The sequence below is a fragment of the Pseudomonas sp. AF03-9 genome (assembly GCF_020515815.1).
Classification (GTDB): Bacteria; Pseudomonadota; Gammaproteobacteria; order Pseudomonadales; family Pseudomonadaceae; genus Aquipseudomonas.
On the sequence record NZ_JAHPJF010000002.1, the window covers coordinates 235131 to 248736 of the forward strand.

A 13606-nucleotide genomic window follows, 5' to 3' on the forward strand; every position below is an offset into this window, starting at 1 on the left:
ACCGGAGCGGCTGATGGCGACTGGGTAGGCTCGTTCATTTAAGGAGCGTACCTATGGCTGAACCGAATTCCCCTGACACGTTGGCCGCGTTTATGGCGCAGCATCCCGGGCCGCTGATGTCGCGTGCGCAGTGGTCTGCCTTGCAGGCCCTGGACGGATACCGGGTAAAGTTCGATGCCTTTCTCGGTGAACTCAACGACGACGAGCGGTTTGAATACGTACGTCTGCAACGGGCGTGGGTTTCTGCGCAATACGCTCTGGAACAAGGCATTCATGAACTGACCCTGGCTTTCGAGCAACAGGCCCTGGCGTCGCTGCGCCAAGGCCTGAAATCCCTGACGGGTCAGGACATCGACCCGAAAGTCGCACAGATCCATACGCGTTACCTTCAATCGGCCAATCGTGTTCGCCGTGGCGCCGATGGCGATGTGATAAAAACCGCCAGCCTCACCCTGTGGGACGCCGCGTGCATCAACTACGACGGGCTGACCGGCTGGAGTTATCCCGGCCGCACGGGGTTGGCTGACGCCAGCTTTCTTGACGAGGGTATAAATGCCAACGCGGCTGATTTCATAGCGCTGGTGCGCAGGCTGGATCTCGGCGGGCAACTCAAGGCGCGTCTGGATCAGGCACTGTCGGCCTCCGCCGAGTTGGGCGGGCGGGTCATGGCACTGGCCGCGGCTGAGTTCGAATTCGCGCTGATCGAGGCCCTGAGAACCACTGCCGCAAGCCGGGTGGACAGGGCGTGTTATCAGGCCGTGAAGCAAGCGTTGGTGGGAGGGGTGCGCTGGGAGAACGTTGAGGAAATGCTGCTGTTTATCCCCCACGGGGTGGACAACCTCAGTTGGTTGCCGCAATCCCTGGGGTTCACCGGGCAATACGTCGGCCCGCCCCCCGGCGACAGCCTGAGCATTCCCCATATCGTGTTTTCCGTCAGTGGTTGCCGGGGCGCCTTCAGCTTCTTCCCGAATCGTCCTGGTGGCTCGTTGCGTCACCATGCCAGCCACCGCGAAGCCTGTGAGGAATTTCACGTCGCCTTCCAGGGCTTCTACCGCAGAGGCGAGGTCGATTGGCTGTATCAGATGATGTCACTGCGTGACTGTGCACGCGTAAAGCAGCTTGCCAAAGCTTCTGTCCGACCCCAGGGCCTCAATGACGTCGCCCAACTGCTTTACGCATTGGCGCAGTCCATTCCCTCGCTCGACAAGGCCCAGAGCATTGGCAGTGTGCGCACCCCGGTGCAGAAGGTGCCCGTGGTCTGCTTGAGCGCCTTCTACATCAAGCGTTGCCGCGCCAACCTGCAAGAACTGGCCAACGAGATGCCCGGGTTGATGCCGAGCGTGATCGAGGTGTTCCAGGCCTTGCTCAATGAAATCCTCAACCTGTTGTTGATTCCGGTGCCGGGAGCACCCAACGGGCTGGGGCGGGCACGCGTGTTTGGCATGTTCGTCGCGTTGACCCAGGGCTTGATCGGCGGGGGGCATCAGGCGTTGCAGGGGCGGCCAGGCGAACTGCTGCAGGCATTTGTCGATCTGGCCGATTTATTGATCAGCGGCCGCATGCATACCCGGCTGGCGTTCACCGTGCAGCGTCGGCATCAGCGTCTTTATCAGCAACTCTCGCGGTCGCACACGGTCATCGACCCTCAGCACCCGACGGGCCCGCAGTTGCTCGAACGAATGCTCGGCGCGAAGGATGTGCCTTCCCGTGCGCTGGACGCCGTGCTCGATTCAAGTGCCACCGCGCATGCTGCCCTGAACCAAGTGTGGGAGGGCGCGCCGCCTTCGGCGTCACTGGTTGAGGCGGTGCAGCGTTTCAACACTGACCGGTTGATCGACTGGGTAAGCCAGGGCGCCAATCCCGATCACCCTGCGCCCGTCGGTGCTGTTGAGGTCATGGCGCCGCTGCTCACCCAGTTGGCGAACTGGCCGGCAAACACCGCGTTGAGCATTGCCAATCAGCAAGGCCTGGAGCTGCGACGCTACAGCGCCAATACGATGGGACCGCCGACAGAAACGGTCACCGTCATCGCCCTGGAAAACTATCAATTCGCCTATGGGCCCACGAGTCGTCGCGTCGTGCATCTGCCGAATGCCATCGCCGCGCTGATGCCGACAGTTTTTGCCGCGGGCGCACCGCTGATTCGCCAGCAACTGGCGGCGCTGGCCAAGACCTTGAGCATCGAGTTGTTTGAGGCACTGACGCGCTTCGCCGGGGCCAGTCGCTCGACGGCCAAGGGGGTCAGCAGGGGCGTGCGGCAATTGTTGCCTGATCGCGTCGGCCACGAGTTGTCCATGCCGGCGGTGGTTGCGCAATTGCAGGCACTGCACCCACAGGTGAGCCTGGCGCGTTTGCTTGAGGTGCTGCGCGAACATCCGTTGTCGGCACACCAACAGATGCAGTTGCTGACTTCGCAATTGCAGCCTGAAGCGCTGTATGACGCCTTGCGCGCGGCCCGTCGGGGAGCGCGTCGGGAGGCCATTGTCGATGGCCTGTTCCACCGCCGCCGCTTTGACCGGCAAACCCAGAATTGGGCGGCCGCGTATGCCCATGGCGTGTTGAGTGATGGGCTCGGGCGAGCACTGGTCGTCAGCTGGGCCGAGCAGCCGGTGCCTTATGTTTCCAAGGGCACTCGAGATCGAACCCTGGTCGTGATCGATCATCGCCTTGGGCGGTTCGCGGCGTATGACGCACAGGCGCACCGTAGCGGCGAGATGTTCACTGGCGCCGACAGCTTCTACGCCCTCATCGTGAGCCAGTTGTCAGAGCAAGACCGCGCCCGCCTGGGGCTCTCGGCGGCGCAGGCCATCGGCGATCTGCGTCACCAAGTCGCCCAGGCGCTGGTGCGCAATCGTGCGCCCGACGGCACGTTCTATCCGTATCGACGTGAGATCGCGGCGTACGCCCGTAGCGACGATATTTCACGCATCGGCGCCGAGCCCGACGCGCTGGGCCTGTATGCCCTCGGCTCGGCGCGCTACCTGTTTATCGAAGGCGACTGTTTCAAGGTCGCCCAAGCGGACCCGGCACAGCCGTGGCGCATCCAGCACCCCTCGTTGAACGACGCTTACGCCCCGGCCCTCACCCATAACGGCGTCGGCGCGTGGCGCCATGAATGGGAAGACCCGCTGACTTGGGACGGCCAACGACCGTTTTATCGACTGGGGCCGTTGGCCCGTGCGCTGGGGCCGGATGCGATTGAACAGGTGCTGCGGATCAGCGGGGTGACAACAGACATGCTGCGCCGGGTGCATGTACGCAATGAGCTTCCCCCCGCCGTCCTGCTGGATACCCTTGAGCGCTTCACGGTCCATCAGCGGGTCAAGGCCGGTATGGACGTTGGTGCGGCTTTTTTCGAGCGGATGCTGGGCGAAGTCGGTGCCGATCGCGCCGATGCACTGGTGGGGCGCAAGGGCGTCGCGCATTCCGATCAGATCACCGTGCTGGAGGCAAAAGTGGCGCTGGACAAGCCGCAGATGGAACACATGTTCTTCGAGGCGTTGTGCCCTGATCGCCGGCATTCCAATGACCCACTGGCCCAAGTGCTGCAGCGTGACTACCCCGATTTGACCAACCGGGTCGCCGAAGACCTGGTGCGCGCTGTCACCCCGGCCGAGCGCCGCAGCCTGGAGAGCGGGGTGGTCCCGTTGACGCTGACCTCGGCGATCCGATGGTGGGTGCAATACCTGCGCAAAACCAGGATTCTGGAGAGCGCGCACCTGCCGGCCAGCGCCGATGAGAACAGTGCGACCGCGCTCCTGCATGCATTGGCGCAAATAGACGGTTGGCCGGCGCACCTTCGGGTTGAAGTGTGGCAAGGCGGTTTTATGCAGACCAGCGTCGGCCCGTTCGATGCAGCGCTCAAGTGCATGGTGGAGCGGGTATCCCACCAGTATCAGGCCTATCTCCCCCAGGCAAACGGGCGGCGACAGCCAGTGGGACGCCCGGGTCCATTCCTTGAGGTGTTACTGGCCGCGCTGCCGCTGGCCGAGCGGCAGTCATTGGGGTTCACCCAGGGCGCCGGGGAGGGGGAATTGCTCGAGCAGGTGCGTTGGCGTCTGCAACGCATATGGGAGTTTGCCGAGACCCAGAGGCGTGTGGGGCGCCGTCCGCATTTCCATCCGCCACAGCGTGTTGCGGATGGGCGCATCGCTTATCCGCTGAGTGGTAGAGGGCTGAGGCCGATGGAGCACGCCCAGGTAGCGCGCTTGCGCGCGTTGTATCCGGCGAGAACCGACGACGAGGTTCTACAGCTGTGGCGGGACGCCGGCGACTCGGTTCGAGAGCGCGATGGGATGATCGACTATCTCTACAACGAACGTGAGGCGATGAACGTTGCGCTGGGGCGATGGCTTCATGGCACGACGGGCCCCGCGCGGGAGGCCCGGGCGCAGGCGGTTGTACGTATCCAGCGATGTTGGGCCAGGGAGGCCTCGACTCACGGGACGGCCATGGTCAAGGAACTGAATCTCGATGGCCTGGACCTGACCGATCTGCCCACGTTGGGCGCGCATTTCGGACACGTGGAGGTATTGAGCCTGAAGCGAAACCAACTGTCTCAATTGCCTACGCGTTTCCTGCGCTGTTTCCCGGGCGTGACGCGGCTTTACCTGAGCGACAACAGGTTCGAGCAGATGCCGCCGGGGCTTTCCGAGGTCCCGCGGCTGAGGGCCTTGTACCTGGGTAACAATCGACTCAAGTTCAGGCTGGGCGATGTGATCCGGCTGAGTGAGCTGACGCAATTGCGCGTGTTGGATTTGTCCTCGAACCCCCTTCGCCAAGGACAGCGACTGAACTTGTCGGGTTTGAAACACCTGCGCTATCTGAACCTGCGCAACACTCAGTTGGAAAGCCTGCCCAAGGGGGCTGTCACCCTGAAATGGCTGGAGGTGTTTGACCTCGCAAACAACCGCATCCAAGTGCTGACTCGGTCTGACCTGTTTATCTACGCTGATGTCCATCGCGCCATGGACCTGTCCGGCAACCCCTTGTCGCAGGGCACGCTTCAGATGCTTCGTGTTTATCGCGAGCAGCCGGGGCGTTCTGGCATTTATTTCGGATTGCATCCGCATAATATTCCCGTTACTGCCGGTCCCGACCGCTGGTTGGCGGTGCTGGCGGTCAGGGACGTACCGTCGCACCTCGCGCTTTGGCAGGACTTGCAGGGGCGGGAGATTTTTGCGCGGTTTTTCACGCTGATCGAGCGTGTTGCCGCTGATCCCAAGTTTGTTGCCGTGGGTTACCGAGCCCTGCGAGAAGACCTCACCGGCAGAGTCTGGCGCTTGATCGAAGGGGCTGCCAACACCCCGCAACTGGCGACGATCCTGTTCGAGCATCGGTACGACATGAGCGCTGGCGTGAACGGTTGCATGGTGTCGCTCAACAATTTGGAGCTCAAGTTCAGAATGTTCGAACTGCTTACCGGGGGCGACGGCGATGGGATGCCGCTGCTCAGTTGTTTGCGGGCCAGCAGCCGCTTGGCGGCCATCACGAACGCTGTGCTTTTGTTCGATCCGCATCAGACACCGGAGCTGGCGGGCACACGCATACTGGCTTACCGAATTGCCTTGTCCGCGGCCCTGGACCTCCCCCTGGGCTTCGATCAACGGCTGGATCGGACGTTGGGCACCCCCAGCCCCGAGAGCGTTGCCGCGATGCTTAACGGCATCCTGGCGGGCGAGACGAGGTTGGACTGGCCTGGGTGGCTGATTGAGAAGACGTATTGGCGGCAGTTCCTGCAAGCCAAGTATCAGGTGCGTCTTCAAGCCACGCTGGGGCATTACGATCAGGCGCTGGAGGACGCCTTGGATAGAGTCAACCGTGCAGAACTGAGCGATGGGGCTTACCTGGCGTTGGCCAATGACCTGTCCAGCCGGCGCTCAGTCGATGAGGACCGCTTGCTTCTGGCGTTGACAGAAGGTGAGTGGGCCAACTTCACAGGTGCCGCCGATGTTGCTTATACCTATCAGCAATAAGCACCTTACTTTGCGTGATATGGCCCGCCGGGCTTTCCCGGTATGATGTCCGCCCCCGCAGTCTGGATTGCGAATACGCCATGACCTTGCAGTACCCTACAATTGCCGATTGCGTCGGCAACACGCCCCTGGTCCGCTTGCAACGCATGGCGGGAGAAACCAGCAATACCCTGTTGCTCAAGCTCGAAGGGAACAACCCGGCCGGCTCCGTGAAGGACCGCCCGGCGCTGTCGATGATCACCCGCGCCGAGTTGCGCGGGCAGATCAAGCCCGGCGACACCCTGATCGAAGCCACCTCGGGTAACACCGGGATCGCCCTGGCCATGGCCGCCGCGATCAAGGGTTACAAGATGATCCTGATCATGCCCGACAACGGCAGCGCCGAGCGCAAGGCGGCGATGACCGCCTACGGCGCCCAGTTGGTGCTGGTGACCCAGGAAGAAGGCATGGAAGGCGCCCGCGACCTCGCCGAGCGCATGGCCGCCGAAGGCCGTGGCCTGGTGCTGGACCAGTTTGCCAATGGCGACAACCCCGAGGCGCACTACACCAGCACCGGCCCGGAAATCTGGCGCCAGACCGGGGGCACCATCACCCATTTCGTCAGCTCCATGGGCACCACCGGCACCATCATGGGCAATTCGCGCTACCTCAAGGAGCAGAACCCGGCGATCCAGATCGTCGGCCTGCAACCGATGGAAGGCGCAGCCATCCCGGGTATCCGCCGCTGGCCCGAAGAGTATCTGCCGAAGATCTACAACGCGACGCGCGTCGACCGCATCATCGACATGGCCCAGCGTGAAGCCGAAGACACCACCCGGCGCCTGGCCCGTGAAGAAGGCATCTTCTGCGGCGTGTCTTCCGGTGGCGCCGTGGCGGGTATGTTGCGCTTGTCCCAAGAAGTGGAAAACGCGGTGATCGTCGCGATCATCTGTGACCGTGGCGACCGTTACTTGTCGACCGGCATTTTCGACGAACCCAACTGATGGCCAAGCACGAGAGAGGCCTGCGCTTCCAACCGACGGGCGGCAGCCGGGCCCCGCAGATTCCAGTGGGCAAGAAACAACGCCTGACCATCGAGCGCCTGGCCAACGATGGCCGTGGCATCGTGTTCTTCGAAGGCCGCACCTGGTTCGTGAACGGTGCGCTGGCCGGTGAAGAAGTCGAAGCGCGGGTGTTGGGGGCCCACGGCAAAGTGGTCGAGGCGCGCACCGAACGGGTGTTCAAGGCCAGCGAACTGCGCCGCCCGGCGCCGTGTGCCCACGTTGGCCGCTGTGGCGGTTGCAGCGTGCAGCACTTGCCCCATGGCGAACAACTTGCCCTGAAACAGCGCATGCTCGCCGAGCAACTGTCCCGCGTGGCGGGTGTCGAACCGCAGGAGTGGGCCGCACCTTTGAGCGGTCCGGAATTCGGCTACCGTCGCCGTGCCCGTGTAGCGGTGCGTTGGGATGCCAAGGCGAAAAAACTTGAAGTGGGTTTTCGCGCGGTCGCCAGCCAGGACATCGTCGCCATCGATGATTGCCCGGTGCTGGTACAGGCCTTGCAACCGATCATGCAGCGTCTGCCGAACATGCTGCGCCGCCTGAGCAAACCCCAGGCCCTGGGGCATGTGGAGCTGTTCAGCGGTACATCCATCGCCGTGCTGCTGCGGCATATGGCGCCATTGTCGGACGCGGACCTGCTGGTATTGAAAGAATTCTGCGCGTTCCATCAAGCCCAGTTGTGGCTGCATGGCGAGGGCCAGCCGGAGCCGGTGGATGCCGATGCCGCGTTGGGTTTTCAGCTGGAGCAGTGGGGCCTGGAACTGGCCTACCGTCCCGGCGACTTCGTGCAAGTCAACGCCGCTGTCAACGCGGCGATGGTGGCCCAGGCCCTGGAATGGCTGGCCCCACAGCCTGACGAACGCGTATTGGACCTGTTTTGCGGCCTGGGCAACTTTGCCCTGCCACTGGCCAGACAAGTACGCGAAGTGGTCGCGGTGGAGGGCGTGCAGACCATGGTGGATCGGGCGGCGCTTAATGCCGTCAGCAACAATTTGCATAATGCGCAGTTTTTTCAGGCCGATTTGTCCCAGCCTTTGACTGACGCAGAATGGGCCAAACAGGGCTTTTCTGCGGTACTCTTGGACCCACCCCGCGATGGTGCCCAAGAGGTTGTGCGCAAGCTCGCCACTCTGGGGGCCAAGCGCCTGGTGTATGTGTCCTGCAACCCGGCGACGCTGGCGCGGGACACGGTTGAGTTGGTCAAGCAAGGCTACCGGCTAAAACGTGCCGGGATCCTCGACATGTTTCCGCAGACAGCGCATGTCGAGGCCATGGCGTTATTTGAAGCGGGCTAGGATGCCCGTTTAATCCGACTGGCCTGCGTTCTCCAGGGCCTGTGATCTGCCACGGAGTTCGCAGTAAAGTCGGCGATGATTTTGGCGCATCAGAGGTGCGTCGTAGGGAAGGTAAGCAAGATGGTACAGGTGAGAGCACACCAGCCGATCAACACCGACGGCAGTATCAATCTCGAGGCATGGCTGGATCATGCCGTCAGTGTCGACCCGGCACTGGACCGTGAAGCCTTGAAGGCAGCCTGCGAGTTCGCTCGCGAGTCTGAGCAACAAGACAATGCGGCCAAGAACCTGTGGGCCGAAGGCACTTCGAGCTTTCGCACCGGGCTCGAGATCGCCGAGATCCTTGCCGATCTCAAGCTGGACCAGGATTCGCTGATCGCCGCCGTGCTCTATCGCGGCGTGCGTGAAGGGCATATCGCGTTGCCGCTGGTCAGCCAGCGTTTCGGCGCCGTGGTGGCCAAGCTGATCGACGGCGTGCTGCGCATGGCCGCCATCAGCGCCAGCCTCAGCCCGCGCCAGTCGATGGTGCTGGGCACCCAGGGCCAGGTGGAAAACCTGCGCAAGATGCTGGTGGCGATGGTCGATGACGTACGCGTCGCCCTGATCAAGCTGGCCGAACGCACCTGCGCGATCCGGGCGGTGAAGACCGCCGACGACGAAAAACGCAACCGTGTGGCCCGCGAGGTGTTCGACATCTACGCGCCGCTGGCACACCGCCTGGGCATCGGCCATATCAAGTGGGAGCTGGAGGACTTGTCCTTCCGCTACCTCGAACCCGATCAATACAAACAGATCGCCACGCTGTTGCACGAGCGGCGGCTGGACCGTGAGCGCTTTATCACCGATGTGATGAACCAGCTGCGCTCCGAGTTGCAGGCTACTGGCGTCGATGCTGACATCAGCGGCCGCGCCAAGCACATCTATTCCATCTGGCGCAAAATGCAGCGCAAGGGCCTGGCCTTCAGCCAGATCTACGATGTGCGCGCCGTGCGTGTGCTGGTGCCGGAAATGCGCGACTGCTACACCGCGCTGGGCATCGTCCACACCCTGTGGCGGCATATTCCCAAGGAGTTTGACGACTACATCGCCAACCCCAAGGAAAACGGCTACCGCTCGCTGCACACCGCCGTGATCGGCCCTGAGGGCAAGGTGCTGGAAGTGCAGATCCGCACCCACGCCATGCACGAAGAGGCCGAGTTGGGCGTGTGTGCGCACTGGCGCTACAAGGGCACCGACGTCAAGGCCGGGTCCAACCAGTACGAAGAGAAAATCTCCTGGCTGCGCCAAGTCCTGGAATGGCACGAAGAACTCGGCGACATTGGCGGCCTCGCCGAACAGTTGCGCGTGGACATCGAGCCGGACCGGGTCTACATCTTTACCCCTGACGGCCATGCCATCGACCTGCCCAAGGGCGCCACGCCGCTGGACTTCGCTTACCGCGTGCACACCGAGATCGGCCACAACTGCCGGGGCGCCAAGATCAACGGGCGCATCGTGCCGCTCAACTACAGCCTGCAAACCGGTGAACAGGTCGAGATCATCACCAGCAAGCACGGCACGCCGAGCCGCGACTGGCTGAACCCGAACCTGGGCTACATCACCACGTCGCGGGCGCGGGCGAAGATCGTGCACTGGTTCAAGTTGCAGGCGCGCGACCAGAACGTCGCCGCCGGCAAGACCCTGCTCGAACGCGAACTGGCCCGCCTGGGCCTGCCGCAGGTGGACTTCGACAAGCTGGCCGAAAAGGCCAACATGAAGATCGCCGAAGACATGTTCGCCGCCCTCGGTGCCGGCGACCTGCGCCTGGCGCAACTGGTCAACCTGGCGCAACAACTGGTCGAACCGGAGCGCGGCAGCGAGCAGCTGGAGTTGATCCCGCGCAAAGCCACCGGCTACAAGCCGGGCAAACGCGGCGACATCCAGATCCAGGGCGTGGGCAACCTGATGACGCAAATGGCCGGCTGCTGCCAGCCGTTGCCGGGCGACGCGATCGTCGGCTACATCACCCAGGGCCGTGGCGTGAGCATTCACCGCCAGGACTGCGCTTCGGTGCTGCAACTGGGCGGGCGTGAGCCGGAGCGGATCATTCAGGTCAGCTGGGGCCCGGTGCCGGTCCTTACCTATCCGGTGGACATCGTCATTCGTGCCTACGACCGTTCCGGTTTGCTGCGGGACGTGTCGCAAGTGCTGCTCAACGAGCGGATCAACGTGCTGGCGGTCAACACCCGCTCGAACAAAGAGGACAACACCGCGTTGATGTCCTTGACCATCGAGATCCCGGGCCTGGACGCGTTGGGGCGGTTGCTGGGGCGGATTTCCCAGTTGCCGAACATCATCGAGACGCGGCGTAACCGTACGCCATGATTAGCTGGATGAACGCGGGCTAACATGTGGGAGGGCTTTTGTGGGAGCGGGCTTGCTCGCGAATACGGTGTGTCAGTGCCAGATTCATTGGCTGACGCTACGCATTCGCGAGCAAGCCCGCTCCCACATTTGATCTTCTGCGTGCCCACTTGATCGGACAGAAACTGATGTATTCACTAGATGACCTGCTGCACCTGATGAACCGCCTGCGCGACCCGCAATACGGCTGCCCGTGGGACATCAAGCAAACCTACGCCACCATCGTCCCGCATACCCTTGAAGAAGCCTACGAAGTCGCCGATGCCATCGAGCGCGGTGACTTCGATCACCTGCAAGGCGAGCTCGGCGACCTGTTGTTCCAGGTGGTGTATTACAGCCAGCTGGCCCGGGAAGAAGGGCGTTTCGAATTTGCCGGCGTGATCGACAGCATCACGCGCAAGCTGATCCGTCGTCATCCCCACGTGTTCCCCAGCGGCGATCTGTACGCACCGCTGGATACCCCCCGGTTGAACGAAGAGCAGGTCAAGCACCGTTGGGAGCAGATCAAGGCCGAGGAGCGTGCGGAAAAGTCCTCCGTACCGGAGCAACTGTCCCTGCTCGATGACGTACCCACGGCGCTGCCATCCTTGTCTCGTGCCGCCAAGTTGCAAAAGCGCGCCAGCCAGGTCGGTTTTGACTGGCCATCCGCCTTGCCGGTGGTGGACAACGTCCGCGAAGAGCTGGATGAAGTACTCGAAGCCATGGCTGACAACGACCCAGCCGCCATCGCCGATGAAGTTGGCGACTTGCTATTTGCCGCGGTCAACCTGGCCCGTCACCTCAAGGTCGACCCGGAAACCGCGCTGCGTGGCGCCAATGCCAAGTTCGAACGACGTTTCCGATTTATCGAACAGGCATTGCGCGATACGCATCAATCCATAGAAGATTGCACCCTCGAAGAGTTGGACGCCCTGTGGGGTGAAGCCAAACGCCAGGAAAAGAACATGTCCAGCTGCGGTTGAGCGGCTGCCTAAGTGAGTAAGCACCATGAGCATTTCCCTTCGCGATCAGTTGCTCAAAGCAGGTCTGGTCAACCAAAAGCAGGCCAAGCAGGTCGGCAAAGAGAAACAGAAGCAGCAGCGCCTGGTCCACAAGGGCCAGATCGAGGCCGATGACACCCAGGCTCGCCTGGCTGCCGAAGCGAAGGCCGAGAAGGTCAAGCGCGATCAGGAACTCAATCGCCAGCAGCAGGAAAAAGCCGAGGCCAAGGCCCGCACGGCCCAGGTCAAGCAACTGATCGAGACCTCGCGCCTGCCCAAGCTGACCACCGAGGATTACTACAACTTCGTGGATGACAAGAAGGTCAAGCGCCTGTCGGTCAACACGTTGATGCGCAACAAGCTGAGCAACGGCTCCCTGGCGATCGTGCATCACGGTGGTGGTTACGAGGTGATCCCGCGTGAAGCGGCGCTGAAGATCCAGGAGCGTGCGCCAGAGCGCATCGTGCAGCTCAACATCCTCACCGAAAGCCAGGTGCCGGACGAGGATGATCCATACGCCGCCTACCAGATCCCGGATGATCTGATGTGGTAAGGCTGTAGAAACAACAAACCCCGCTCAAAAGGCGGGGTTTTTGTTGATAGGTACTCCGGCTGCGTGGGCTGGAGCACCTATAGGATTTCGATACTCAGGAGCTTTCTGCCTGGCGTTTCATCTCAAGCGACTCGAGCTCGTTCTTATAATTGTGAGCGTCACTCTCGTTGTGAAACATGCCGACCAGCAGGTCTTGTTGGTGTACATCCCAGATGTGAATCCCATGGCCCAGCGCTTCATGGGACATATGTGCATCGTCGCGTTCAGTTACTTTTACAGTCATCTGCTTGCTCCAATCTCTGGTGGGTCTGCGGCAAGTCGTCGCAGGCCTTTGTTATATGTTTTGTTAGCTTGCTAAGTAAACCGACTTTTCGCGCAACAATTCATTGCAGGAACTGCAACAGTGCTGCAGGCCTTGAGGATTGGGGGGTTGCGGTATGGGAGCTGGAGTTTTATGACAGAAGTTTCATGTTGAGAGCCCGCTATCGCCATCGCTGGCAAGCCAGCTCCCACAGGGGAATGCATTCCAAATGTGGGAGCTGGCTTGCCTGCGATGACTGCAGAAGCCTCTACATAGAATCCGCAGGCAAAAAAAAGCCCCGCAGTCAGCGAGGCTCTTTTTTTGACTCATCAGCCGATCAGCTACCTTTGACAGCCTTGCCGTCAACCGTACCGTCTTGCAGCATGATGTTGTATTCCTTGCCGTCAGTCTCGACCTGACGCAGGGCAACCAGGATGCCGCCCTGGTCCTTGGCAAACCACATCTGGGTGATGCGCTTGCTTTGGGTTGGGTCACGCACGCGCTCAACCTTGATCGCGTCGATGGAGCCGACCTTGGTCTGGACCTTTTCCGGGCCGATCACGCGGAAGTCGTAGGTGTCGACGTCGGTGCCTTCGACCACGTTGTAGCTCATGCTTTTCTTGCCAGCGGCAACGTCGCGCTGCAGGGCCAGCTGGTAGGTCGACTTGTCGAGCATGCCGCTTTGCAGGGCCACGTTGACCGGGTCTTTGTTTTCAAAACCGGTGACTTTCTTGGCGGTTTGATCAAAGTCCAGGTTGATCTTCTTGGCTTTGCCCAGGCCACCGCGTTCGAAGATGTAGCTCTTCGGTTGCAGGGTGTCCTTGTCAAACAGGATCACGCTGGTTTCGGTGAGGCTGGCGATCATCATGGAAGCCTTGAAGTTCAAGGTCCAGGTGCCGTCGCCATTCTTGGCCAGGCTGCGTTCAGCCGAACCACTCATGGGCAACTGTTTCCAGTCGGCGGTGTAGCTAACGGAGAAAGGGTGAAGGTCTGCCGCTTGCACGGCAGGCAAGGCAAACAGAGCAAAAGCGAAGAGCAAGGCGCGACGCATAAAATCTC

Annotated in this window: 8 protein-coding genes; 6 read left to right on the top strand and 2 right to left on the bottom strand. The window is 61.7% G+C overall.

The window, feature by feature from the left end:
• Positions 1 to 53: 53 nt before the first annotated feature.
• From LIY36_RS04730 to LIY36_RS04755, 6 genes are all read left to right on the top strand, one after another.
• Complete coding sequence (locus tag LIY36_RS04730) at positions 54 to 5975, top strand: NEL-type E3 ubiquitin ligase domain-containing protein (RefSeq protein WP_226454962.1); 5922 nt, start codon at positions 54 to 56, stop codon at positions 5973 to 5975.
• Positions 5976 to 6055: 80 nt separating this feature from the next.
• Complete coding sequence (cysM, locus tag LIY36_RS04735; RefSeq protein ID WP_192297071.1) at positions 6056 to 6958, top strand: cysteine synthase CysM; 903 nt, start codon at positions 6056 to 6058, stop codon at positions 6956 to 6958.
• On the top strand, positions 6958 to 8310 hold the full coding sequence (gene rlmD / locus LIY36_RS04740) for a 23S rRNA (uracil(1939)-C(5))-methyltransferase RlmD (RefSeq protein WP_226454963.1): 1353 nt from the start codon (positions 6958 to 6960) through the stop codon (positions 8308 to 8310). The genes cysM and rlmD overlap by 1 nt, the downstream gene beginning before the upstream one ends.
• A 120-nt stretch (positions 8311 to 8430) precedes the next feature.
• Positions 8431 to 10674, top strand: a complete 2244-nt coding sequence (relA, locus tag LIY36_RS04745; RefSeq protein ID WP_192297069.1) for a GTP diphosphokinase — start codon at positions 8431 to 8433, stop codon at positions 10672 to 10674.
• 167 nt (positions 10675 to 10841) lie between these two features.
• The gene (gene mazG / locus LIY36_RS04750; protein WP_226454964.1) at positions 10842 to 11675 is read left to right on the top strand and encodes a nucleoside triphosphate pyrophosphohydrolase; all 834 of its coding nucleotides are present in this window, start codon (positions 10842 to 10844) and stop codon (positions 11673 to 11675) included.
• Positions 11676 to 11700: 25 nt separating this feature from the next.
• On the top strand, positions 11701 to 12246 hold the full coding sequence (locus LIY36_RS04755) for a DUF2058 domain-containing protein (protein WP_105694808.1): 546 nt from the start codon (positions 11701 to 11703) through the stop codon (positions 12244 to 12246).
• A 94-nt stretch (positions 12247 to 12340) separates the two neighbouring features.
• On the opposite strand, the gene LIY36_RS04760 is transcribed toward LIY36_RS04755, so the two are convergent.
• On the bottom strand, positions 12341 to 12529 hold the full coding sequence (locus LIY36_RS04760; protein WP_017734626.1) for a hypothetical protein: 189 nt from the start codon (positions 12527 to 12529) through the stop codon (positions 12341 to 12343).
• Between the two features lie 355 nt (positions 12530 to 12884).
• Positions 12885 to 13598, bottom strand: a complete 714-nt coding sequence (locus LIY36_RS04765; protein WP_192297067.1) for a DUF3108 domain-containing protein — start codon at positions 13596 to 13598, stop codon at positions 12885 to 12887.
• Between the last annotated feature and the right edge of the window lie 8 nt (positions 13599 to 13606).

Bases quoted from the DNA above. Each gene is read 5' to 3' on its own strand.
- LIY36_RS04730 (WP_226454962.1), top strand. From the start codon at position 54: ATGGCTGAACCGAATTCCCCTGACACGTTGGCCGCGTTTATGGCGCAG.
- cysM (WP_192297071.1), top strand. From the start codon at position 6,056: ATGACCTTGCAGTACCCTACAATTGCCGATTGCGTCGGCAACACGCCC.
- rlmD (WP_226454963.1), top strand. From the start codon at position 6,958: ATGGCCAAGCACGAGAGAGGCCTGCGCTTCCAACCGACGGGCGGCAGC.
- relA (WP_192297069.1), top strand. From the start codon at position 8,431: ATGGTACAGGTGAGAGCACACCAGCCGATCAACACCGACGGCAGTATC.
- mazG (WP_226454964.1), top strand. From the start codon at position 10,842: ATGTATTCACTAGATGACCTGCTGCACCTGATGAACCGCCTGCGCGAC.
- LIY36_RS04755 (WP_105694808.1), top strand. From the start codon at position 11,701: ATGAGCATTTCCCTTCGCGATCAGTTGCTCAAAGCAGGTCTGGTCAAC.
- LIY36_RS04760 (WP_017734626.1), bottom strand. From the start codon at position 12,529: ATGACTGTAAAAGTAACTGAACGCGACGATGCACATATGTCCCATGAA.
- LIY36_RS04765 (WP_192297067.1), bottom strand. From the start codon at position 13,598: ATGCGTCGCGCCTTGCTCTTCGCTTTTGCTCTGTTTGCCTTGCCTGCC.